A 23,966-nucleotide genomic window follows, 5' to 3' on the forward strand; every position below is an offset into this window, starting at 1 on the left:
GACTGCAGGCAGTGCGCCGCGATCGTTCAGAAGCTGTCGAAATGCGCTTCGTCCGGCGCCGACACCAGCGCCAGGCCGCTATCGCCATAGGTGAACGAGCGCGAGCGCTGCGCGGCGGACGGCTTTGCGGCCTTGCGCGCCGTCGCTGGCGCGCGTCGCAACACCGGCGCCTGGCTGGTGCGGAAGAAGCTCATCAGCTGCTGCAGCTGCTCGGCCTGGCTGCTCATTTCCTCGGCGGTGGCGGCCAGCTCCTCGGAGTTGGACGCGGCCTGCTGGGTGGTCTGGTTGAGCTGGCCGACCGCGGCGTTGATCTGGCCGACGCCGGAGGTCTGTTCCTCGGAGGCGGCGGTGATCTCCTGCACCAGGTCGGAGGTGCGCCGGATCGACGGCACCATCTGGTCGAGCAGCTTGCCGGCGTTCTCGGCCAGCTCGACGCTGGAGATGGCGACGTCGCCGATCTCCTGCGCGGCGACCTGGCTGCGCTCGGCCAGCTTGCGCACTTCCGCGGCGACCACCGCAAAGCCCTTGCCGTGCTCGCCAGCGCGCGCCGCCTCGATCGCCGCGTTCAGCGCCAGCAGGTTGGTCTGGTAGGCGATGTCGTCGATGATGCCGATCTTCTGCGCGATCTGCTTCATCGCCGCCACGGTGGAGCGCACCGCCTCGCCGCCCTCGCTGGCCTCGCGTGCCGCCTTGGCCGCCATGCCGTCGGTGACCTTGGCGTTCTCGGTGTTCTGCGCGATCGAGGCGCTCATCTGCTCCAGCGCCGCGCTGGTTTCCTCCACGCCCGCGGCCTGCTCGCTGGCGGCATGGCTCAGCGACTGCGCGGTGGCGCTGACTTCCTCCGAGGCGCTGGCAAGCGCCTCGGCATTGACGTTGACCTCGGCGACCACCTGCGCCAGGCGCGCGACGGTGGCATTGACGCTGTCGCACAGCTCCTTCAGCTGGCCCTGGCAGGCGCTGTCGGCGGTGCGGGTCAGGTCGCCGTCCTCGACTGCCTTGAGCACCTGGCGCACTTCGTTGAGCGGGCCGATCACCGCATCCAGGGTCTGGTTGACGCCATCGACGATGCGGCGGAAATCGCCGTGATGCAGGCTGGCGTCGGCGCGCACGTCCAGGCGCCCGGCGCCGGCCGCGTCGACCAGCAGGTTGGTGTCGCGGATCAGCGCGCGCAGGTTGGCGCGCACCTGTTCGATGGTGTCGTTGATGAACGCCTTCTTGCCCGGGAAGCGGTCCAGCGGCGCATCGAAATTGCCGCGGCCGAACTCGGCGATGCAGGTCATGGCCTGCTTCTTGACCGCGATATGCCCGGCGACCATGCGGTTGATGCCGTCGGCCATGCTGCGGAAGTCGCCGTCGAAGCGGGTGCTGTCGATGCTCACGTCGATGTCGCCGGCATCGTGCTCGGCGGACATGTGGTTCATCTGCGTGATCAGGCCCAGCAGGTTGCGGCGCACCTGCTCGATGGTGTCGTTGATGAAGGCCTTCTTGCCGGGGAAGCTCTCCAGCGGCGCCTGGAAGTTGCCGCGGCCGAATTCGGCGATGCAGGCCATGGCCTTCTTCTTGGTCGCGATGTGGGCGCCGACCATATGGTTGATGCCCTCGGCGATGGTGCGGAACTCGCCGTCGAAGCGCTGGCTGTCGATGACCACGTCGATGTCGCCGGCATCGTGCTCGTGCGTCATGCGCTGGATCTCGCTACCGAGCAGGCGCACGCCGCCCTGCACCTGGCGCAGCGCCAGCAGGATTTCGCAGGCCTGGTCGCTGCGCACCGTGGGCATCACCACGTCGAAATCGCCGCGGGCGAAGCGCGCGAGGGCAGCCAGGGCGATCCGCAGCGAGCGCGCGGCGGCGAAGACCGCGTAGCCGAGCACTGCGGCGCCGACCGCCGCCGCGGCGATCGCCAGCGCCAGCACCTGGCCGGGCGGCAGCGCCAGTGCCAAGCCGGTTGCGCTGGCCGCCAACGGCACCAGCACGGCAACGGCGAAGCCAATCCATAGCTTGGAAGAGAGCGAGAGAGAGTTGGACATGCCGGCGTACCTGTGCGTGGTTGAGTGGCGGGCACCAGGCGTCTTGCGACCGGTGCTGGGTGGAGTGGCGTTGGTTCAGGCCGTTGCGAGAACGGCCTGGTCGATCCGTGCCGCTGCCGGCGTGGTCGACGATGAGCGATGGGGCATGGCAGCGGTTCCTGGTTGGTGTCGGCGCGCGGCGGTCAGGCCGCCAGCGAATCGGCGGCGGGTTCCACCTGGGTCAGCAGCGAGGGCACGTCCAGGATCAGGGCGACGCCGCCGCTGCCGAGGATGCTCGACCCGCTGATGCCCTTGACCCCGGCGAACACCTTGGCCAACGGCTTGATCACGGTCTGCCATTCGCCCAGCAGCGTGTCTACGACCAGGCCGAAACGTTGCGCGCCCTGGCGGATCACCACGATGCTCTCGCGCGCCGGCGGCGCGCCGGCGATGCCGAACAGCGAGCGCAGGCGCACGTACGGCAGCACCCCGCCGCGCAGGTCGATGTAGTCGCTCTGGTAGTTCGGCGCGAATTCCACGCATTCCTCGACCACGTCCAGCGGCACCACGAACACCGACCTGCCGACGCCGACCTGGAAGCCGTTGATGATCGCCAGGGTCAGCGGCAGGCGTACCGAGATGGTGGTGCCCACGTCCTGCTGGCTGGCGATGTCCACGCTGCCGCGCAGCGCGGTGATGTTGCGCTTGACCACGTCCATGCCGACGCCGCGGCCGGACAGGTTGGTGACCTTCTCGGCGGTGGAGAAGCCCGGCTCGAAGATCAGCGCGAACACTTCGCGGTCGGACAGGCTGCGGCCGGGCTCGATCAGGCCGCGCTCCAGCGCCTTGGCCATGATCCTGTCGCGGCTCAGGCCGCCGCCGTCGTCGCTGATCTGGATGACGATGCTGCCCGAATCGTGGAACGCGTTGAGCCGCACCGTGCCGCGCTCCGGCTTGCCGCGCGCCCGGCGCAGTTCGGCCGGTTCGATGCCATGGTCCATCGCGTTGCGGACCAGGTGGGTCAATGGATCGGCGATCTTTTCCACCACCGACTTGTCCAGCTCGGTGTCCTCGCCGTTGACCACCAGCACGATGTCCTTGCCCAGTTCGCGCGCCACGTCGTGGACCACGCGGTGGAAGCGGCTGAAGGTGCCGCCGATCTTGACCATGCGCAGCTGCAGCGCGCTCTCGCGCACGTCCTCGACCAGCCCGGCCAGGATCGAGGTGGATTCGAGCAGTTGCGCATCGCCGGTGCGCTGCGCGTTGGCGCCGGTGCTGGCGACGGCGATGATCAGTTCGCCGACCAGGTCGATCATGCGGTCGAGCTTGTCTGCATCGACACGGATCGAGCCGCCGTCCTGCGCGCGCGCGGCGGCGGGTGCCGCGGCGGCAGCGGCAGCGGTGGCGGTGGCTTTGGGCGGCGCTACGGACGCGGGCGCGGCGGCCGGTGCGGGGCTGTCGAAACCGGCGAAGTCGTCGGCGTGCGCCTGGCTGCCGGCCTCGGCGATCAGCAACGGCAGCTCCAGGTTGGCGGCGTCGCCGTGCGGATCCACCGCGACCACCTGCAGGTCGCAGTCGTCGCGGACGAATTCGAAGATATCCTCGATCGCGGCCTGCTGCGCATCGGAGCGCAGCAGGATGTCGAAGCCCAGGTAGCACGCTTCCGGGTCAAGCTCCGGCAGCGCCGGCACGCGCTCGTGGCGGGTGCGTACCGCTTCCAGAGTGCCCAGGCTGCGCAGGCAGCGGATCAGGTGCAGCGGCGAGTTGCCGAAGCGCAACGCATCGCTGAACAGCTGCAGCGAAATCCGCCAGTAGCCGGTCTGCGCCGCGGTCGCGGCTGCGGCCGTGGCGGCCGTGGCGGCCGCCGGCGCGGCACTCGGCTGCAGGTACGTGTGCAGGCGCGCCAGCAGCGGCGCGCCGTCGGCGGCGAGCACGGCTTCGTCGGCGTCGGCGCCGGCCGCCGCTTCCACCAGCGCGCGGATGTGGTCGCAGCAGGCCAGCATCAGCTGGATCAGCTCGGTGTCCAGCGCCACCGCGTTCTCGCGTACCAGGTCGAGCACGCTTTCCACGACGTGGGTGAAGCCGACCAGTTGCGCCAGGTCGAACAGCCCGCCGGAGCCCTTGATGGTATGCGCGGCGCGGAAGATGGCGTTGACCGCGTCGGGGCCGGCTTCGCCGCGTTCGGCTTCCAGCAGGTTGCGTTCCATGTCCTCGAGCAGGTCGCGGCTCTCGGCGATGAAGGTCTGTAGCAGTTGAGCGAGATTCATGGGGTGGCGCCGATCAATGCAAGATGTCGTTGGTGCCGGGCGCGAGCGTGTCGCGCAGGCCGAGCAGGTCGAGCGCGTCGTTGACCGGCGCGCTGCAGCCGTCGAGCCGGAACGGCCGGCCCAGCGCGCGCAACGCGGCCTGGGTGGCCAGCAACAGCTGCACGCCGGTGGCGTCGATCTCGGTGACCGCCTGCAATTGCAGCTGCAGGCCGCCGGGATGCTCCAGCGCCGGCAGCAGCAACGGCTTCAGTTCGCCGGCACGGCGGATGGTCATGTCGCCTTCCACGCTCAGTTGCAGCGGCAGGGGCGGGAATTCCGGGAGGGTCGAGCGCATGGCATGTCTCCGATACGAACATTGGGAACGGCGGAACCGGGCCGCGGCACGGGGCGAACAAGTCGGTTCGGGCTTGCTGTAAGCAGATATCGGCGCCTTTTCAGAATATTTAGGCCCAATGGCATATTTGTCTCGCAAATCCTTGACAAGGATGAGCGGTTCAGGCGCCGAGCCGGCAGCCCATTCCAGTTCCAAGGGAAACGCTTCACCGCTTGCCAGGAATAAATGCATGCGCCGTGCCAGACGGCGGCTGGCCGGCGGGCTCGGGGAACAGCTGGCGCTCGGTGAGCACCGCGATCTGCGGATCGTCGAGCGCGAAGCCGTCGTCCAGCGGCGCCACTGCGATGGCGAATGCAGCCGGCGCAGCGTCGAGCCCGCCGGAGTCGAGCCCCTCTCCCTGCGGAAGAGGGGTTGGGGTGAGGTACGACCGCTAGCGATCTGCTTCTGCACGGCTGTGGAGGACGCGGACGCAGCAGCAGCCTTCTTCGATGAAGACGGCGCGCGCGCCGTACCCTCATCCGGCGCTTCGCGCCACCTTCTCCCGGTGGGAGAAGGGAGGAAGGCGGCGAAGTTTGCGATCACCTCGGGCGCTGCTGCATCGCCACAAAAGAAAACGGCCGGTAAGACCGGCCGTCGTAAGGAGCGTGCGCTGGCGCGACGCGATTGGTGGCGTGTTTCTGGCGCCCAGGCGCCGTCAGCGCGGCGCCAGCGCCGCCAACAGGCCGCGGGCGGCGTTGAAACGGTCCGCCGCTTCGGGCAGCGGCAGCTTCACCTTCAGTTTGTCCGGGCCGTCCATCGCGTACAGCTTGGGCTGCTTCTGGATCATCTGGATGATGGTCATCGGATCGACGTCGGGCTTGGCCTCGAACACGATGCGGCCGCCGTTCTCGCCCAGTTCCAGCTTGCGGATGCCGAGCGTGTTGGCCTGCAGCTTGAGCTCGGCGATCGCGAACAGGTGCTTCACCGGATCCGGCAGCAGGCCGAAGCGGTCGATCATCTCCACCTGCAGCTCGCGCAGTTCCTCGGCGCCGCGCGCGCTGGAGATGCGCTTGTACAACGTCAGGCGGGTGTGTACGTCGGGCAGGTAGTCGTCCGGGATCAGCGCCGGCACGTGCAGTTCCACTTCGGCGCCGCGCGCTCCCTCGCCGGCGTCCAGGTCCGGCAGCTTGCCCTGGCGGATGCTGCGCACCGCGCGTTCCAGCAGCTCGGTGTAAAGGCTGAAACCGACCTCGGCCATCTGCCCGCTCTGGTCCTCGCCGAGCAGCTCGCCGGCGCCGCGGATCTCCAGGTCGTGGGTGGCCAGGGTGAAGCCGGCGCCGAGCTCGTCCATCGAGGCGATCGCATCCAGCCGCTTCTGCGCATCGCTGGTGATGCTGCGCCGGTCCGGCACCAGCAGGTAGGCGTAGGCGCGGTGGTGCGAGCGGCCGACGCGGCCGCGCAGCTGGTGCAGCTGGGCCAGGCCGAAGCGGTCGGCGCGGTTGATGACGATGGTGTTGGCGTTGGGGATGTCGATGCCCGATTCGATGATCGTGGTCGACAGCAGCACGTTGAAGCGCTGCTTCTGGAAATCCAGCATCACCCGTTCCAGGTCGCGCTCGGGCATCTGCCCGTGGGCGATGCCGATGCGCGCTTCCGGCACCAGCTCGCTGAGTTCGCGCTGCATGCGGCCGATGCTTTCCACGTCGTTGTGCAGGAAGTACAGCTGGCCGCCGCGCGCCAGCTCGCGCTGGAACGCCTCGCGCAGCAGCGCGTTGTCCCAGGCGGTGACGAAGGTCTGCACCGCCAGCCGGTTCGGCGGCGGGGTGGCGATGATCGACAGGTCGCGCAGCCCGGCCATGGCCATGTTGAGCGTGCGCGGGATCGGCGTGGCGGTGAGGGTGAGCAGGTGCACGTTGGCGCGCAGCGCCTTCAGCGCTTCCTTCTGGCGCACGCCGAAGCGCTGCTCCTCGTCGACCACGACCAGGCCCAGGTCCTTGAACTTCACGTCCGGCTGCAGCAGGCGGTGGGTGCCGATGATCACGTCGATGCCGCCGTCGGCGACCTTCTCCAGTTCGGCCTTGATCTCCTTGGCGCTCTTGAAGCGCGACAGCACCTCCACCCGCAGCGGCCAGTCGGCGAAGCGGTCGCGGAAGTTGCGGTAGTGCTGCTCGGCCAGCAGCGTGGTCGGCACCAGCACCGCTACCTGCTTGCCGGCGCTGGCCGCGGCGAACGCGGCGCGCACCGCGACCTCGGTCTTGCCGAAGCCGACGTCGCCGCAGACCACGCGGTCCATCGGCTGGCTGCTGGCCAGGTCGCGCAGGGTGGACTCGATCGCGGCCAGCTGGTCGGTGGTCTCCTCGAACGGGAAGCCGGCCGCGAACGGCTCGTACATGGCCCGGTCCACCTGCAGCGCCAGGCCGGCGCGGGCGCGGCGCCGGGCCTGGATCTCCAGAAGTTCGGCGGCCACGTCGCGCACCTTCTCGGCGGCGCGGCGCTTGGCCTTGGTCCATTGCTCGCCGCCCAGCGAATGCAGCGGCGCGGTCTCGGCCGAGGCGCCGGAGTAGCGGCTGATCAGGTGCAGCTGCGCGACCGGCACGTACAGGCGGTCGCCCTTGGCGTATTCGATCTCCAGGAACTCGCCGGGCATGCCGCCGGCATCGAGCACGATCAGTCCGCGGTAGCGGCCGACGCCGTGGTCCTCGTGCACGATCGGCGCGCCTTCGGTCAGCTCGCCGAGGTCGCGGATGATCGCTTCGGGCTCGCGCCCGGCGCGGCGCGTGCGCCGCGGCTGGCCGGCGCGCTCGGGGAACAGTTGGCGCTCGGTGAGCACCGCGATCTGCGGATCGTCGAGCGCGAAGCCGTCGTCCAGCGGCGCGACCGCGATGGCGAACGCAGCCGGCATAGCCTCGACGCCGGCAGAGTTCAGCCCCTCTCCCGTCGGGAGAGGGGTTGGGGTGAGGGTACGGCCGCTAGTGACCTTTGCCTGCGCTGCTGCAGAAAGCTTGGACGAAGAAGCCTTCTTCGGCGCAGACGGCGCGAGCGCCGTACCCTCATCCGGCGCTTCGCGCCACCTTCTCCCGGGGGGAGAAGGGAGGAATGCGGCGAAGTTTGCGATCACTTCGGGCTTCAGCCCGGCCGCGGCCAGCAGTTCCAGCAGCGCCTCGCGGCGGCCCGGCGAGTCGGCGGCGATCAGCACGCGGCCCGGGTAGTTGCCGAGGAAGCCCTTCAGCGCCTCGGCCGGCGCGGCGTCCTTGGCGGCGATCGGCAACGGCGGCAGCGGTTGGTCGCCCAGCGCCTGTGCCTCGGCGATGCGGGCGTGGTCGGCCGCCCACACTTCGATGCGCGGCAGGCCATTGAGCTTCTCGCGCAACGTGTCCGGCGCCTGGTACAGCTCCTCCGGCGCCAGCAGCGGACGCTCCACGTCGTGGCGGCGCTGCTCGTAGCGGTTCTGGGTCTGCGCCCAGAACGCATCGGCGGCCGCGCCGACGCCGGGTGCGATCAGCGGCAGCACGGAATCGCCCAGATAGTCGAACAGGGTGGCGGTGGCGTCGCGCGCCGGCGCGCCGGCGCCACGTGGTTCCTGGAAGAACAGCGGCAGGTAGTACTCGATGCCCGAGGGCGCCAGCCGCGCCTTCAGGTCCTGGTACAGGGCGCTGCGCCGGGTGTCCACGTCGAAGCGTTCGCGCAGGGTGGTCAGCACGCGCTCGACGCTGGCATCGTCCATCGGCACCTCGCGGCCCGGCAGCATCTTCACCGCCTGCACGTGGTCCAGCGAACGCTGCGATTCCGGGTCGAAGGCGCGGATCGAGTCGATGTCCTCGTCCAGCAGCTCGATCCGCAGCGGGGTCTCCGCGCCCATCGGGTACACGTCGAGCAGGCCGCCGCGCACCGCGAAGTCGCCCGGGTCCATCACCTGCGGCACGTTGCGGTAGCCGGCGCTCTCCAGGCGGCGCTTCTCCGCCTCCAGGTCCAGGCGCTGGCCCACGCGCAGGTCGAAACTGCCGCCGACGATGTAGCGCAACGGCGCCACCCGCTGCATCAGCGTCTGCACCGGCACCACCACGATGCCCTGTTTCAGCGCCGGCAGCCGGTGCAGCGCCGACAGGCGCTGGCTGACGATGTCCGGGTGCGGGCTGAACTGGTCGTAGGGCAGGGTTTCCCAATCCGGGAACGGCACCACCGGCAGGCGCGTGTCGCCGCTCAGCAGCGTATGCAGGTCGGCTTCGATCTGGTGCGCGCTCTGGTTGTCGCGCGCGACCACCAGCAGCGGCCCGCGATGCGCCGCGGCGGCGCAGGCGATATGCCAGGCCAGCGCGGTCGAGGACGCAGGGGCGCGCCAGAAGGCGCGGAGCTGGCCGGACTTGGGCAGCGGCGGAACGGGGAAGGAAAGAGGCGCCATTGACCGCTTAGTTTAGCAAGCTGGGATTGGGGAGTCGGGATTGGGGATTGGCCGGACGCGTGCGCGCGTTGCGGCGCGGTCGCATGGGCGGGCACAGCGGAGGCGGGCGGCGCAGGCGGCGGCTGCGTCCGCAGCACTGAGGGTGAGCCGCTGGGGCTCGCGAACCCATGAGTGGTTCGCGGTCTGCAGGTGGGTGACGCACCTCGCGGCAGCCCGATCAGGGCCGCTCTCGCTCAGTTGCCCAGTTCCAGCACCACGCGGACCAGACCCGGGGTGTCCGGGTGCGGCATCGGCTGGAAGCCCAGCGACTCGGCCAGCTGCAGCATCGGCACGTTGCTTTCCAGCACGTCGCCGTACAGGCGGTCCAGGTACTTGCGCCGCGCCCACTTGACCAGCTTGCGCATCAGCTGCCGGCCCAGGCCCTGGCCGGCGACGAAGTTGCTGACCAGGATCGCGTACTCGGCCTCGCGGGTGCCGGGCGTGATCGAGGCGCGCGCCACCGCGCCGACCACCGCTTCGCCCGGCGGCAGCGGTTCGGCCGCGACCAGCGTCAGTTCCGTCTTCGGATTGGGGTGGGTCAACCGCTGCGCCATGTCCTCGGTCAGTTCCTGCATCGAATGCAGGAAGCGCTCGCGGATCTCGGTCGGCCCGAGCAGGCTGAAGGCGCCTTGCAGCGGCGCGCTGTCCTCCGGCCGGATCGGCCGGATCAGCAGCTCGCGGCCGCTGGGCAGGGTGAAGTTTTCATGCCACGGAGGCATGCGGTTGCGGGTAGCCATGGCCGGATGATCCTCGACGAAGCCTGGATTCTCGCATTACCTGGGACCGGTGCCGTGAACGCAACGCTCACCGCGGTTGCCTACGCTATGCGCCGGCTTTCGATGAGGAGCGGCCATGTCCGGCAGCGGCGATTCGCGACGCGCCATTTTCTTCGCGCTCGGCGCCAACCTGGCCATCGCCTTGGCCAAGGGCGCGGCCGCGCTGGCCACCGGCTCGGGCGCGATGCTCGCCGAGACCGTGCACTCGCTGGCCGACTGCGGCAACCAGCTGCTGTTGCTGCTGGGCATGCGCCAGGCCAAACGCCCGGCCAGCGCCGAATATCCGTTGGGCTACGGCCGCGCGATCTATTTCTGGTCGTTCCTGGTGGCGGTGATGCTGTTCTGCATCGGCGGCATGTTCTCGGTGTACGAAGGCGTGCACAAGCTGCTGCAGCCCGAGCCGCTGAGCAGCTGGGGCTGGGCGGTGGGCGTGCTGGGGTTCGCGCTGGTCGCCGAGGGCGTGTCGCTGCGCACCTGCCTGCAGGAGATCGGCAAGGTGCGCGGCGGGCGTTCGCTGTGGACCTGGTTCCGCGAGAGCCGCCAGGCCGAGCTGATCGTGATCTTCGGCGAGGACCTGGCCGCGCTGCTCGGCCTGGCGCTGGCGCTGGCCGCGGTGCTGCTGACGGTGCTGACCGGCAACCCGCTGTGGGACGCGCTGGGCACCATCGCCATCGGCGCGCTGCTGATCGTGGTCGCGGTGCTGGTGGCGATCGAGATCAAGGCGATGCTGATCGGGCAAAGCGTGGACCCGGCGCTGCAGCGGCAGTTGCATGCGTACTTCCAGGCGCGGCCGGAGATCGAGCGGGTGATCCACCTGATTGCGGTGCAGCTCGGCGCGGACGTGATGGTGTCGGTGCAGGCGACGCTGCGCCAGAAGCACGACGCGGCGGCGCTGCTCGCCGATATCACCCGCATCGAGCGCGGCCTGAAGCAGCAGTTCCCCATGGTGCGCTGGAGCTTCTTCGAGCCGGAACCGGGCGCGGCGGGCGCTGCTTCCGGCGCCTCACCGGGGTTGCTACAGTGATCGCCGCCTCGCCACCACGCTCAATGGAATGAAGACCTCGCACGCTGTCGTCGTATCCACCGTGATCACGTTGGCCCTGCTCGCCGTGTTCGGCGGGCTGCTGCTGGGCGGCAGCCTGTGGCTCAAGCACAGCATGAAGCTGCCGCTGCCGCCGGCGACACCGGCACCAGCTGCCGCACCCGCTGCGCCGGTGCAGGCCGAGCAGGCGCTGGCGCCGTATCGCGCGCGCCTGGAGGCGACGCGCAAGCCGGTCGCGCACCTGCGCCTGCAGCCGATGGCGCAGGACGATCGCCTGGCCAGCAAGGTCGGCGGACGCCCGTACTGGACCGCGGACAAGCCATACCCGCGCGATACCCGCGGCCAGCCGCTGGCGTTGCTGGCGCAGGTCGATCTGGCGACGATGCCGCCGCTGCGCGGCTATCCGGCGCAGGGCATGCTGCAGTTCTTCATCGGCAGCGACGACTTCTACGGCGCCAACTTCGACGGCGACATGGACCTGGCCGCGCTGAGCGCGCAACGCAATTTCCGCGTGGTGTACTGGCCGCGGCCCGAGGCGGCGGCGCGCCAGGTCGCTGTGCCATTGCTGTCCGCGGACACGCTGCCGTTCGATCCGGCGCGGCCGCGGGCGATGCACTTCAGCGTCGGCGAGGAAACCATCGGCAGCAGCGATGTGGGCTTCGAACGGGCGCTGGGCCAGCCGCTGGACGCGGTCGCCGCGGCCTATGCGAAGACACACGGCAGGCCGCAGGACGAAGTGGATGATGCGCTGTACGAAAGCCTGAGCCGCAATGGGCACAAGCTCGGCGGCTATCCGGAATTCACCCAGCAGGATCCGCGTACGCCGCAGGATGCGCAGGTGTTGCTGCTGCAGCTGGACAGCGACGAAGACATGATGTGGGGCGACAGCGGCATCGCCAACTTCTTCATCGATCCGGCCGACCTGCAGCGCGGCGACTTCAGCCGGGTCGCGTTCCACTGGGATTGCTACTGAGGCGAGCGGCTGGGCCGCGACGCCGCGGCATGCAGGCACGCGATCGAAGGCAGGTCGCACCCGCTGCGCGGTGAGCGGGCGATATCGGTATGCGCGGCCAGCCAGGCGCAGAGCCCGTCACTCCTCGCGCTTCAACCACTCCAGACGCGTCGATGCGCCCGCTTCGCCCAGGTGCGTCTTCAGCGCTGGCAGCGCGCTCGCCAACACCTGCTCGAACTGCCATGGCGGATTGAGCAGCAGCATGCCGCTGCCGTTGAGCCGCAGCGGCGAATCGTCCGGGCGAACCTGCAGTTCGGCCAGCAGCACCGCCTTGGCCGGCATCGCCGCGGCCTTGCGAAAGAACGGCTGCAGGCTGCGGCGCTGCTTGATCGGGTACCACACCGCGCACATCGCTTGCGGCCAGCGGGTCAGCGTTTCGCGCAGGGTCGCGGCGATCAGCGGGTATTCGGCGTCCTGCGCCTCGTACGGCGGGTCGATCAGCACCAGGCCGCGGCCGATCTTGGTCGCGCCCGCCTTGGGCGGCAGGAACGCCCGGATCGACGCGTAGCCGTCGCCGGCATGCACCTGTACGCGGCGGTCATTGGCGAACAGCGCCTTCAGCTCGGCCGCTTCCTCGGGCTGCAGTTCGCAGGCGGCGAGCCGGTCCTGCTCGCGCATCGCCTGGGCGATCAGCAGCGGCGAGCCGGGATAGGCGACCAGCGCGCCGACCGGATTGTCGGCCTGCACCGCGCGCAGGTAGCGCTCCAACACCTCGGGCAGGGTCGGCTGGCCCATCAGTTTCAGCACCCCGGCCGCGGCCTCGCCGGTCTTGCGGCTCTCGCTGCCGGCGAACAGGTAGCGGCCGCGCCCGGCATGGGTGTCGAGCACGAAGAACGGGCTGTCCTTGCGCTTGAGCGCATCGATCAGCGCGAGCAGCACGGTGTGCTTGAGCGCATCGGCATGGTTGCCGGCGTGGTAGGCGTGGCGATAGTTCATCCGCGCAGTGTACGGGGCGCCACCGCGGGGAGCCATGCCGGCGCGCGAGGCGGTGGGTGCCGATGTCGGCATCGCGCAGGTCCGTCCGCCAGCGGCGTGCCGTTCTCGCCCGCGCGCGTCCTCGCGCCGGCGGGGCCCCGCATGGCGTATGGTCGCGGCCGTCAGATTCCCTTAAGCCCGGCCCGCTAGGTTTTCGCGATGCGCATCCTCCTGGTAGAAGACGATCCCTCGCTCGGCGACACGCTGCGCGCGTGGCTGAAACTGGACGGCTATACCGTCGACTGGCTGACCCGCGGCGACGAGGCCCGCGCCGCGCTGCAGGCCCAGCCCTACCAGTGCGTGCTGCTCGACCGCGGCCTGCCCGGGCTCGACGGCGACGCCTTGCTGCGCACGCTGCGCGCGGCGCGGGTGACCACGCCGGTGCTGATGATCACCGCGCGCGATGCGCTGGAGGACCGGGTGCAGGGCCTGGACCTGGGCGCCGACGACTACCTGGTCAAGCCGTTCGACCTGGAAGAGCTGTCGGCGCGGATCCGCTCGGCGCTGCGCCGTAGCAACGGCAATCCCAGCGTGGTGCTGGCGCATGGCGACGTGCAGCTGGACCCGGTCGCCAAGCGCGTCACCCGCGACGGCGAGGTGGTGGCGCTGACCGCGCGCGAATACGCGGTGCTGCACGCGCTGCTGGCGCGCAAGGGCCATATCGTCGGCCGCGACCAGCTCGAAGACGCGCTGTACGGCTGGGGCGAGGAGGTGGAGAGCAACGCGATCGAGGTGCACATCTCGCACCTGCGCAAGAAGCTGGGCAGCGAACTGATCACCACCATCCGGCGTCAGGGCTACTGCCTGGGAGCGCCGCGATGACATGGCCGCGCTGGCGGCGCGGCGCAGCGGTCGCGGCGCACCCGGCGCAGGCGCGCTACTCGCTGCGCCGGCGGCTGATCGCCACCACCCTGGGCTCGAGCATCGTGTGCTGGCTGGTCAGCCTGGGCGTCATCGTCGGCGTGGCCTGGACCGAGACCAGCGACGTGTTCGACGACGCGCTGGAGGAAAGCGCGCGCCTGGTCGCGACCTTCGGCCCCGGCCTGCTGCACGGCGCCGCCGCGTCCGACGACGGCGATACGGCGGCCGCCGACGGCGGCGTGCGCCTGTACTACCAGATCGTCGACCGCCACGGCACGGTGCTGCGCCGCTCGGCGGACGTGCCGCGGCAGCCGTTCGTGCCGCCGCGGCAGCTGCACGGCGACGATGCGACACGCACCGTGCGCCACGCGCAGCGGCTGTGGCGCGTGCACGTGCTGCACGCCCGCGCACAGGATCTGTACGTGCAGGTCGCGCAACCGTTGGAAGAACGCACCGAGCTGCTCGAGGACATGGCCGAGAACCTGGTGTGGCCGGCGCTGGCGCTGCTGGCGCTGCTGGCCGCGCTCAACTGGTGGGTGATCCGCCGCCAGTTGCGGCCGCTGGAGCGCCTGGCCGAGGACATCGGCCGGCAGTCGCCGCAGGACTTGAACGCGGTGTCCGCGGCTGGCCAGGCCGACGAACTGCGCCCGATCGTGCAGGCGCTCAATGGCGTGCTCGCGCGGCTGGGCGAGGCGCTGCAGTCCGAGCGCCGCTTCACCGCCGATGCCGCGCACGAACTGCGCACGCCGCTGGCGGCCCTGCGCATGAAGATCCAGCTGATGCAGCGCAGCCACGCGGCGACGCTGGACGCGGCGCAGCGCCAGGACCTGGCCGCGCTGCGCAGCGACGTGGACCGCGCCACGGCGCTGGTGGACAACCTGCTGATGCTGGCGCGGCTGGATCCGCAGCAACCCGGCAGCCTGGCCTGCGCAGCGGTGGCGTTGCCGGCGCTGGTCGATGCGGTACTGGCCGATGTCGCGCCCGCGGCGGCGGCCAAGCGCATCGATCTGCACGCGGACATCGGCGTGGGCACGGTGTGGGCGCATGCCGATCTGCTGCGCAGCGCCTTGCGCAACCTGCTCGACAATGCGGTGCGCTACGGCAGGATGCAGGGCCAGGTACGCATCGACGCTGCCGCGGTGCACGGTGCCGCCGGCGCGTTGTCCGCGGTGCGCATCGTGGTGCGCGACGATGGCCCCGGCGTGGCCCCGGCCGATCTGGCCCGGCTCACCCAGCGGTTCTTCCGCGTGCTCGGCAATGCGGGGCAGGGCAGCGGGCTCGGCCTGTCGCTGGTGGAGCGCATCGTCGCCCTGCATGGCGGGCAGCTGCGGCTGGATTCCGGCGGCGAGGGCATGGGCCTGGCGGTGCGGATCGAGTTGCCGCAGCGCGGGTCGCCGGCGGCCGGCTAGAGCGCCACTGCCGCGATGCGCAGCGTCGGCTGCGGCGGCATCGACGCGCGGCCGCCAGGACCGCAGCGGGGCTGGTACGCCAATCGATGCAGCGCCCGGTCGGGGGCGCCTGCCTGAACCGCAGCCCGGGACATCAGATCCACTTCAGCTTCGTGGGTTGCAATGACGTCCATGGCGATCGGCCATGACATCGAACCGAAGGAGCACTCCATGCGCAAGACCATTCTCTCCACGCTGACCATCGCCACCCTTACCGTCCTCGCCGCCGGCCAGGCCGCCGCGCAGTACACCGGGCCCAACAGCGTGCCGGTGACCACGGTCAAGCAGCTGTTGGACCAGGGCAAGGACGAGCAGCACGTGGTGCTGCGCGGGAACATCGTGTCCCACGACGGCGGCGACCGCTACACCTTCCGCGACGCGACCGGCAGCGTGAAGGTCGAGATCGATGCGCACCGGCTGCCGGCCGGACGTCCGTTCGACGACAAGGCCCAGGTCGAGCTGCTGGGCGAATTCGACAAGGACTTCCGTTCCGCCGAAGTCGAAGTGGACGAAGTGCGCTTCCTGCGCTGAGCCGCCCCATGCACCGGCGCGGCGCCGGGGCAGTGCGCCTCGCCCGCCGGCGCCGGCCAGCCGCTGCGGCAATCGTGTCGAAGCGCCCGGTGTTGCCGCAGCGGGACGCCCGCTGCACGCCACGCCCGGCTGCGGCTATGCTGCGCGCCATGTCTGCGCCCGCCGCCCCCTGTGTCCTCGTCGTCGAGGACGAATCCGCCATCGCCGATACCGTGCTGTACGCGTTGCGCAGCGAGGGCTACCAGGTGCGGCATTGCCTGCTCGGGCGCGAGGCGCTGGCGCAGGCGCGCGCCGGCGGCATCGACGTGGTGGTGCTCGACGTCGGCCTGCCGGACCTGGGCGGCTTCGAGGTCTGCCGCGAACTGCGCAGCTTCAGCCAGGTGCCGGTGATCTTCCTGACCGCGCGCAACGACGAGATCGACCGCGTGCTCGGCCTGGAACTGGGCGCCGACGACTACATGGCCAAGCCGTTCTCGCCGCGCGAGCTGGTCGCGCGGGTGCGTGCGCGGCTGCGGCGGCCGGCCGCGCCGGTGGCGGCTGCCGAGCCGGGCTGGCAGAAGCACGGCGACTTCGCGATCGACCGCGACGGCCGCCGCATCCACTACCGCGACGCGGCGCTGGACCTGACCCGCTACGAATACGCGTTGCTGGCCGCGCTGCTGCAGCGTCCCGGTGCCATCCTCAGCCGCGCGCAACTGATGGACCGCGGCTGGGACGCCAGCGCCGACAGCGCCGACCGCACCGTGGACACCCACATCAAGACCCTGCGCGCCAAGCTGCGCGCGGCCGGCGCCGCGCACGACCCGATCCGCACCCATCGCGGCCTCGGCTACGCGCTGGAGCACTGAGATGCGGCTGGGGCTGAAGCTGTTCCTGGGCTTCTTCCTGATCGTCGGCGTCGCCGCGTTCTTCGTGATGCGGGTGTTCGTCAACGAGGTCAAGCCGGGCGTGCGCCAGGCGATGGAATCGACCCTGGTGGACGCGGCCAACGTGCTGGCGCAGATGGCCGCGGCCGACCTGAAGGCCGGGCGCATCGGCAGCGGCGTCTTCGCTCGCGACCTGGGCGCCGCGCAACGGCGCAATCCGCGCGCGATGGTGTGGCGCTTTCCCAAGCGCAGCGTCGACTACCGCGTCACCATCACCGATGCGGCCGGCGTGGTGGTGTTCGACTCGCGCGGCCAGGACCTGGGCCGCGACAACTCGCGCTGGAACGACGTCTACCGCACCCTGCGCGGCGAGTACGGCGCGCGCTCCAGCGCCGAGGGCGACGGCGACCCCAACCACACCGTCATGCACGTGGCCGCGCCGGTCTACGACCCGACCGACGGCCGCCGCCTGATCGGGGTGCTGACCCTGTCGCAGCCCAACCGCAGCATCGAGCCGTTCATCGTCGCCAGCCAGCGCAGCATCCTGTTGCGCGGCGCCTGGCTGATCGGCATCTCCGCGCTGATCGGGTTGCTGATGACCTGGGGCCTGCTGCGCGGCATCGGCCGGCTCAACCGCTATGCGCAGGCGGTCAGCGCCGGCGAGCCGGTGCCGCCGCCGCCGCCGCGCCGCGACGAGATCGGCGACCTCGGCCGCGCGCTGGAGACGATGCGGCGCAAGCTCGAGGGCAAGGCCTATGTCGAGCAGTACGTGCAGTCGCTGACCCACGAGATGAAGAGCCCGCTGGCGGCCATCCGCGGCGCCGCCGAACTGCTGCAGGAGCCGTTGCCGGAGGCGGAGCGGCAGCGCTTCGTGCGCAACATCGCCGAGCAGCAGCAGCGCCTCACCGAGACCATCGACAAGCTGCTGGCGCTGGCCGAAGTGGAGCAGCACGGCTGGCTGCAGCGGCGCGAGCGCATCGTGCTGGCGCCGCTGTTCGCGCAGCTGGCCGAGGCGCTGGCGCCGCAGCTCCAGGGCAGCGGCGTGCGCCTGCAGGTGCAGCTCGCGGACACCGAGCTGGCGCTGGTCGGCGATCCCTATCTGCTGCGCCAGGCCTTGCACAACCTGCTCGACAACGCGATCGGGTTCTCTTCCGCCGGTGGCAGTGTGGCCCTGCGCGCCGAGCGCGACCGCGACGCACGCATCGTGCTGCTGGTGGAAGACGAGGGGCCCGGCGTTCCCGATTACGCGCTGGAGCGGGTGTTCGAGCGGTTCTATTCGCTGGCGCGGCCGGCGAGCGGGCAGCGCAGTTCCGGCCTGGGCCTGCCGTTCGTGCGCGAAGTGGCGCGGTTGCACGGTGGCGAGGCGAGCCTGCGCAACCGCGAGGCCGGCGGCGCCGTGGCGCGGCTGTCGTTGCCGGCGGGCTGAGCTTGGCGCGTCGCGACTGAAGTCGCTCCCACAGGGGCGGATTCGCGCTTGGTCGGCTGGTTCATTGCAGAGGCTCGAGCCCTGACGGCGTCCCGCCATCGGAAAGCCTCTCGCTTCGTTCGTCGCGGCTGAAGCCGCTCCTACAGGGGGGTCGTGCTTGGTCGGCTGGGTCACTGCAGAGGCTCGAGCCCTGACGATGTCCGGCATCGGAAAGTCTGCTGCTTCGTTCGTCGCGGCTGAAGCCGCTCCTACAAAAAAGCTAAGCGGGACTGCGTGGGGTTGGCTGGAGCCCTGTAGGAGGGGCTTCAGCCCCGACAGATCGCCGGCAGCGATGAGCTCCTTGGAGCGCGCATCGCGGCTGAATCCGCTGCTGCAGGAAGCATTGGTGCTTGATGGGTGCACTGTGGGAGGGACTTCAGCCCCGACGCATTGGCCGCGAACGCGCCGGCAGCAGCAACCGCGGCGCTTCGGCGCGCTGCCGCTTTCGGCCGCATGCTCGAACTAGTTTCGGCCGCATGCCTGAACCAGTAGCGCGTGGAACGCCTGGCCACGCTCAGCCCGGCCAGGATCGGCGTGGGCAGCAACCCACTCGCGCACGCATGCCGCCGACTTCACACTCGCTTCAAATTCGCCTCAAACCCCGCACACCCAGCAGCGGCACCCTGGCGTCCTCCAACACCGAGGACCGTCGATGAAATCCCTGAAGCTTGTCCTGCGATTCGCCACCATCGGCGGATTGATCCTGTTGCTGCTGATCCCGCTGTTGATGATCCGCGGCACCATCAGCGGCCGCGAGCGCTATCGCGACGAGGCGGTCGAGCGCGTGTCGCAGAGCAAGGCCGGCGAGCAGCGCCTGCTCGGCCCGATGCGCGTGCTGCCCTGGTCGCAGGTGCGTGAGGTCGCAGTGGTGGACGCCGACGGCAAGCGCGTGGTCAAGCGCGAGACGGAAACCGGCTACGACCTGCAGACCCCGCGGCACCTGGCGATCAACGGCGAGATGAAGCCATCGCAGCGCAGCATCGGCCTGTTCAAGGTGCAGGTGTACAGCCTGCACGCGCGGCTCAAGGCGCAGTTCGACGACCTGGACTACGAGGAGGTCGACGGCCGCACCTATGGCCAGCCCTACCTGGTGCTCGGCATCGAGGACGTGCGTGGCCTGGTCGGTACGCCCAACCTGCGCGCCGACGGCAAGGCGCTGGGGCTGCAGCCGGGCTCGCTGGCGATGACCGGCATCTCCAAGGGCGTGCATGCGGTGCTGCCGGCGCTGGCCGACGCGCGCCAGGGCCGGCTCACCGACCTGCACAGCGTGGAAATGGAATTCGTGCTCGACGGGACCCAGGCGCTGTCGATCGTGCCGGTCGGCGACGACAACCAGATCGCGCTGACCTCGCCGTGGCCGCACCCGCTGTTCGGCGGCCGCTTCCTGCCCAACGAGCGCCGCTTCGGCCCGCAGGGCTTCCAGGCCAGCTGGGCGCTGTCGTCGCTGGCGACCGGCGCCCAGTCGCAGCTGGCGACCGGCAGCAGCGAGGTCGATGCGTTGCGCGTGGACCTGGTCGACCCGGTCGACGTCTATACCCAGGCCGATCGCGCCAGCAAGTACGGCATCCTGTTCGTGGTGCTGACCTTCGTCGCCTTCGGCCTGTTCGAGCTGATCAAGCGCCTGCCGATCCATCCGCTGCAGTACCTGCTGGTCGGCCTGGCGCTGGCGATCTTCTTCCTGCTGCTGCTCAGCCTGTCCGAGCACATCGCGTTCTGGCAGGCGTACCTGATCTCGGCGGTGGCCTGCATCGGCCTGCAGTTCTTCTACCTGGCCGGGGTATTGCGCAGCCGCGGCCGCGCCGCCGGCTTCGCCAGCATGCTGACCCTGCTGTACGGCGCGCTGTACGGGTTGCTGGCCTCCGAGGACAGCGCCTTGCTGATGGGCTCGCTGCTGCTGTTCGGCATCCTCGCCGCGATCATGTGGATCACCCGCAAGATCGACTGGTACGAACTCGGCGCGGCCTTGCGCTGAGCCGGCACGCGACGAGGACCACGCCATGTCGGTGCACACCCATCTGCACCGCCGCGTCCAGGCCCTGTTGCCGGACGCGTTGGACACCCGCGGCCTGCACCGCGGCAATGCCGGCGCGGCGCTGGCGCGCAGCGCGCAGGCGGCGCTGGTCACCGCCGCCGACCGCGGCGGCGCGCTGTGGCTGCGGTTGAGCGAACGCAGCCGCGAGGCGCTGGCCGCGCACGGCCTGGCGTTCCTGGCAGCGGCGCTGCAGGCCCGCGCCGCCTTGCCCGGCGAGGCAGAGCCCTGGCGCTACTGCGCGTGGAGGGCGCTGCGCCGCGATTCGGCCTGGGCGCCGGCCGGGCAGGGCGAGCAGCCTGCGCACGCAGCCGGGTTCGTGACCTGGGAAGCGCAAGGCCGCGCACGGCTGCTGGTGCTGCCGGCGCAGGCGGCGCTGCTGTGCCGCTGGTGGCGATGAAGCGCGCGACGGCGCTGTCGGAAACGCCGTTTAGCTTGCGGCGCGCGTGCTGCTAGCCGTCTCAAAAAGGCATCGCGGGCATGGACGCTGCCGCAGGACGCAATGTCGGGCACTGGAATGCCCACCGCCATGGATGGCGACACGCATGGATAGGCCGGCAAGCGCTATCGCGCAACGCAGCCACGGCGATGGACGCCTTCGCAGGACGCAATACCGGACAGGGACGCCCACCGCCATGGATGGCGACATGCGCGGCAGGCCGGAAGGCACTCTCGCGCAACGCAGCCACGGCATGGACGCCATCGCAGGACGCAATACCGGGCAGGGATGCCTACCGCCATGGATGGCGACATGCGTGGCCTGGCCGGCAAGCGCTCTCGCGCAACCCAGCCGTGGCCATGGACGCGGCCGCAGGACGCAGCACGCAGGACCGGGCAGGACGCCCGCCGCCAGGAACGGCGCCAGGAGCACCACCGATCAGGGCATCGCCAAGCCGGCAGCGCCAGGGAAACGCCTGCGGTAGAGTTCACGGATGGACTCTCCGCTCCCCATCCAGCGCCTGCGCGGCGCGCAGATCGCCCCGTTCCTGGACGATGTCGCGCGGCTGCGCATCGCGGTGTTCCGCGACTGGCCCTATCTGTATGCCGGCGACCTGGACTACGAGCGCGGCTACCTGTCCGCCTATGCCGCCTCGCCGGACAGCGTGTTCGTGCTGGCGCGCGACGGCGAGCGCGTGGTCGGCGCATCCACCGGGCTGCCGCTCGCCGACGATGCCGAAGCGTTCGGCGGGACCTTCGCCGGCAGCGCCATCGCGGTGGCCGACGTGTTCTATTTCGGCGAATCGGTGTTGTTGCCGGCGTATCGCGGCCGCGGCGTCGGCCACGCCTTCTTCGATCAGCGCGAGGCGCATGCGCGCGCGCTCGGCCGCTTCCGCCTGACCGCGTTCTGCGCGGTGGACCGCGATCCCGACGATCCGCGGCGCCCGCCCGGCTATCGCGGCAACGACGTGTTCTGGCGCAAGCGCGGCTACCAACCGCAGCCGTCGTTGCGCATGCATTTGCCGTGGGAGGAACTGGACCGCGGCGAGATCACGCACAGCCTGAGTTTCTGGACCCGTCCGCTGGAGCCCGCCGCATGAAGATCGCCGTCGCCAAGTACCCGATCGGTGCGCCGGTCGATTTCGCCGCCTTCGCCGACAAGCAGGCGGCCCTGATCGGCCAGGCCGCGCAGGCCGGTGCGCAGCTGGCGGTACTGCCCGAATACCTGTCGCTGGAACTGGCTGCGACCTTCGACTCGGCCGTGGCCGCGGACCTGCCGGCGTCGCTGGCGGCGATCCAGGCGCTGCATCCACAATACCTGGCGCTGTTCGCGCAGCTGGCGCAGCGGCATCGCCTGCATCTGGTCGCCGGCAGTTTCCTGCTGGCCAACGGCGCAGGCCGCTACCGCAACCGCGCCTATTGGTTCGCGCCCGACGGCGGCCATGGCTGGCAGGACAAGCTGCAGCTGACCGGCTTCGAGAAGGCCACCGGCCTGATCGACGGCGGCGACGCGTTGAAGGTGTTCGCCGCCGACGGCGTGCGCGCCGGGGTGGCGGTCTGCTACGACAGCGAATTCCCGCTGCCGGTGCGCGCCCAGTACGAGGCCGGCGCGCGGCTGCTGGTGGTGCCCAGCTGCACCGACACCGAGGCCGGCGCCACCCGCGTGCGCATCGGTTGCCTGGCGCGCACGCTGGAGAACCGCATCTTCGTCGCCCAGTCGGTGACCGCCGGCCTGGCCGAATGGAGCCCGGCGCTGGACGTGAACACCGGCGAGGCGGCGATCTACGCGCCGATGGACGCCGGCTTCCCGGCCGACGGCATCGTCGCGCAGACCCGCGGCGAGCAGGTCTGGGCGGTGGCCGAGCTGGATTTCGACGCGTTCGAGGCCAGCCGCGCCAGCGCCCAGGTCGCCAACGACCGCGACTGGCGCGGCCAGCTGGCGCCGGCCATCGTGCGCGCGGAGCTGGGCGGCTTCCAGTAGCGCTGGCTGGCGCGCCCGGCATCGCCGCGGCGCTCGAGCGCGTGCGCGGCAATCGCGTGCGCGGCAATGGAAGAACGGGGCGGCTGCGCGCGTCCGTGCCGGCTTGTTCGGATTGCGCTGCCGCCGCGCGGGCAGGCGCACAGACGCCTAGGTGCGCCGCGATGCCGAGCATGGGACCCGCCTCCGCTCGCCGCACCAGGCATGGCGCCGAGCGCGCGATCGTCTCGCGCCGCGGCCTCCTCGTGCCCGTGCAGCACACGCCATCCGAACGCACGATGCGTTCTGCTGTCGCTTCCGCTCCGCTACCGGCCCATCGCCCCATGCCCAAGACCCTGCAGCCGCACGCCGTGCGCCTCGAATTCGCGCCCGGCGCGCTGGTCCACGCCAACCTGTCCGGCGCCGCCTTCACCGACGACTGGCTGTGGGTGGCCGGCGACGAGGCCTGCGCGGTCGACCGCCTGCACGCGCTGGCGCCGGTCGGCGAGGAAACGCTGCGCTTCGGCGAAGGCCGCAGTTTCGCGCTGGGCGATCTGCTCGACCTGCCCGGCGACCGCGACGACGAGGCCGACTTGGAGGGCATGGCGCTGTCGCCCGGCTACCTGTGGGTGGTCGGTTCGCACGGCATGAAGCGCAAAAACGCCAAGCCCGACCGCGACGACGCCGACAACGGCAAGCGCCTGGCCAAGCTCAAGCTCGACGCCAACCGCCGCCTGCTCGCCTGCCTGCCGATCGAGCACGACGCCGACGGTGCGCCGCAGCTGGTGCGCGAAGCCGCCGACGGCCGCCGCGCGCTGCGGCTGAAGGGCGACGCCAAGCACAACCAGCTCACCGCGCTGCTCGAGGACGATCCGCATTTCGGCGCCTACCTGAAGATCCCCGGCAAGGACAACGGCTTCGACATCGAAGGCATGGCGGTGGACGGCCAGCGCCTGCTGCTGGGCCTGCGCGGCCCGGTGCTGCGCGGCTGGGCCGGGCTGTTGGAGATCGCGGTGGAAGCGCACCACGACCACCTGCGGCTGGTGCCGCTGGACGCAGAGGGCACCTTGCTGCGCAAGCATTTCCTGCAACTGGGCGGGCTGGGCGTGCGCGACCTGCATTTCCACGGCGACGACCTGTACCTGCTGGCCGGCCCGACCATGGTGCTGAACGGCGAGATCCGCCTGTTCCGCTGGCCCGGCGCGCGCACCGCGTTAGCCGACAACCGCGCACCGGTGCGGTTTCAGCGCGAGCTGGTCAAGTCGCTGGTGTTGCCGCACGGCGAGGACAGCGACCGCGCCGAAGCGCTGTGCAGCCTGCCGCCGGCGCTGACCGCGGGCGTGCCGAGCTGGCTGGTGCTGTACGACGCCCCGGGCCCGGCGCGCAGCGACGGCGAATGCATCGTGCATGGCGACCTGCTGCGCTAGCGCCAACCCCAATTATGGTGACAGGCGCCGGGTGAACGACCAAGGTTCAGGGCCTTTTGTAGGAGCGGCTTCAGCCGCGACAGGCGTTGCCGATAGTGCCTGTCGCGGCTGAAGC

General features: G+C 70.6%; 19 protein-coding genes and 1 pseudogene. 12 read left to right on the top strand and 8 right to left on the bottom strand.

All coding sequences use genetic code 11. From position 1 onward, the window contains the following. Nucleotides 1-26 precede the first annotated feature (26 nt). From VDQ83_RS16360 to VDQ83_RS16385, 6 genes and pseudogenes are all read right to left on the bottom strand, one after another. Nucleotides 27-2,027 (bottom strand): methyl-accepting chemotaxis protein, encoded by a 2,001-nt coding sequence (locus VDQ83_RS16360; RefSeq protein WP_455435727.1) that lies wholly within the window; start codon nt 2,025-2,027, stop codon nt 27-29. Between the two features lie 182 nt (nt 2,028-2,209). Continuing rightward, nucleotides 2,210-4,273: a chemotaxis protein CheA gene (locus tag VDQ83_RS16365; RefSeq protein ID WP_455435728.1), complete on the bottom strand. Its 2,064-nt coding sequence runs from the start codon at nt 4,271-4,273 to the stop codon at nt 2,210-2,212. A 13-nt stretch (nt 4,274-4,286) separates the two neighbouring features. Beyond that, nucleotides 4,287-4,607, bottom strand: a complete 321-nt coding sequence (locus VDQ83_RS16370; RefSeq protein WP_309922626.1) for an STAS domain-containing protein — start codon at nt 4,605-4,607, stop codon at nt 4,287-4,289. A 247-nt stretch (nt 4,608-4,854) separates the two neighbouring features. Beyond that, nucleotides 4,855-4,974 (bottom strand): annotated as a pseudogene (locus VDQ83_RS16375) (hypothetical protein); the annotation flags it as partial. 327 nt (nt 4,975-5,301) lie between these two features. Continuing rightward, nucleotides 5,302-8,985: a transcription-repair coupling factor gene (gene mfd / locus VDQ83_RS16380; protein WP_455435729.1), complete on the bottom strand. Its 3,684-nt coding sequence runs from the start codon at nt 8,983-8,985 to the stop codon at nt 5,302-5,304. A gap of 233 nt (nt 8,986-9,218) precedes the next feature. Beyond that, nucleotides 9,219-9,761 (bottom strand): GNAT family N-acetyltransferase, encoded by a 543-nt coding sequence (locus VDQ83_RS16385; RefSeq protein WP_263395149.1) that lies wholly within the window; start codon nt 9,759-9,761, stop codon nt 9,219-9,221. Nucleotides 9,762-9,876: 115 nt separating this feature from the next. Here VDQ83_RS16385 and VDQ83_RS16390 point away from each other — a divergent pair, with 115 nt between their 5' ends. Both VDQ83_RS16390 and VDQ83_RS16395 read left to right on the top strand, forming a co-directional pair. Further along, nucleotides 9,877-10,824 carry a cation diffusion facilitator family transporter gene (locus VDQ83_RS16390; protein ID WP_309922618.1) on the top strand — a complete coding sequence of 316 codons (948 nt, stop codon included), beginning with the start codon at nt 9,877-9,879 and terminating at the stop codon, nt 10,822-10,824. Between the two features lie 28 nt (nt 10,825-10,852). After that, nucleotides 10,853-11,815: a YwqG family protein gene (locus tag VDQ83_RS16395; RefSeq protein ID WP_455435730.1), complete on the top strand. Its 963-nt coding sequence runs from the start codon at nt 10,853-10,855 to the stop codon at nt 11,813-11,815. 117 nt (nt 11,816-11,932) lie between these two features. Here the strand turns inward: VDQ83_RS16395 and VDQ83_RS16400 are convergent, their stop codons facing one another. Then, complete coding sequence (locus VDQ83_RS16400; protein ID WP_309922646.1) at nt 11,933-12,790, bottom strand: 23S rRNA (adenine(2030)-N(6))-methyltransferase RlmJ; 858 nt, start codon at nt 12,788-12,790, stop codon at nt 11,933-11,935. A gap of 198 nt (nt 12,791-12,988) precedes the next feature. Between VDQ83_RS16400 and VDQ83_RS16405 the strand changes: the two genes are divergently transcribed. Continuing rightward, entirely contained in the window at nt 12,989-13,651 is a 663-nt protein-coding gene (locus tag VDQ83_RS16405; protein ID WP_309922611.1) for a response regulator transcription factor, read from the top strand. Next, entirely contained in the window at nt 13,648-15,099 is a 1,452-nt protein-coding gene (locus VDQ83_RS16410) for an ATP-binding protein (protein ID WP_455435731.1), read from the top strand. Before VDQ83_RS16405 ends, VDQ83_RS16410 begins: the two co-directional genes overlap by 4 nt. Here the strand turns inward: VDQ83_RS16410 and VDQ83_RS16415 are convergent. After that, nucleotides 15,096-15,311, bottom strand: a complete 216-nt coding sequence (locus VDQ83_RS16415) for a hypothetical protein (RefSeq protein WP_455435732.1) — start codon at nt 15,309-15,311, stop codon at nt 15,096-15,098. The genes VDQ83_RS16410 and VDQ83_RS16415 overlap by 4 nt on opposite strands. Between VDQ83_RS16415 and VDQ83_RS16420 the strand changes: the two genes are divergently transcribed. From VDQ83_RS16420 to VDQ83_RS16455, 8 genes are all read left to right on the top strand, one after another. Then, nucleotides 15,310-15,669: a YgiW/YdeI family stress tolerance OB fold protein gene (locus tag VDQ83_RS16420; RefSeq protein ID WP_455435733.1), complete on the top strand. Its 360-nt coding sequence runs from the start codon at nt 15,310-15,312 to the stop codon at nt 15,667-15,669. The two genes, VDQ83_RS16415 and VDQ83_RS16420, sit on opposite strands and share 2 nt — an antisense overlap. A gap of 137 nt (nt 15,670-15,806) precedes the next feature. Beyond that, a complete protein-coding gene (creB, locus tag VDQ83_RS16425; RefSeq protein WP_455435734.1) occupies nt 15,807-16,517 on the top strand; it encodes a two-component system response regulator CreB in 711 nt (236 codons plus the stop codon). Nucleotide 16,518: 1 nt separating this feature from the next. Further along, nucleotides 16,519-17,961: a two-component system sensor histidine kinase CreC gene (gene creC, locus VDQ83_RS16430; protein WP_455435735.1), complete on the top strand. Its 1,443-nt coding sequence runs from the start codon at nt 16,519-16,521 to the stop codon at nt 17,959-17,961. A 691-nt stretch (nt 17,962-18,652) separates the two neighbouring features. After that, entirely contained in the window at nt 18,653-19,972 is a 1,320-nt protein-coding gene (gene creD / locus VDQ83_RS16435) for a cell envelope integrity protein CreD (protein ID WP_263395141.1), read from the top strand. Between the two features lie 25 nt (nt 19,973-19,997). Further along, a complete protein-coding gene (locus VDQ83_RS16440; protein ID WP_455435736.1) occupies nt 19,998-20,429 on the top strand; it encodes a hypothetical protein in 432 nt (143 codons plus the stop codon). Nucleotides 20,430-20,961: 532 nt separating this feature from the next. Beyond that, nucleotides 20,962-21,567: a GNAT family N-acetyltransferase gene (locus VDQ83_RS16445; protein WP_455435737.1), complete on the top strand. Its 606-nt coding sequence runs from the start codon at nt 20,962-20,964 to the stop codon at nt 21,565-21,567. Then, a complete protein-coding gene (locus tag VDQ83_RS16450; protein ID WP_455435738.1) occupies nt 21,564-22,448 on the top strand; it encodes a carbon-nitrogen hydrolase family protein in 885 nt (294 codons plus the stop codon). The genes VDQ83_RS16445 and VDQ83_RS16450 overlap by 4 nt, the downstream gene beginning before the upstream one ends. Nucleotides 22,449-22,768: 320 nt before the next feature. Then, nucleotides 22,769-23,851 carry a DUF3616 domain-containing protein gene (locus tag VDQ83_RS16455; protein WP_455435739.1) on the top strand — a complete coding sequence of 361 codons (1,083 nt, stop codon included), beginning with the start codon at nt 22,769-22,771 and terminating at the stop codon, nt 23,849-23,851. Nucleotides 23,852-23,966 lie beyond the last annotated feature (115 nt).

Source organism: Xanthomonas sp. WHRI 7945, from assembly GCF_035026585.1.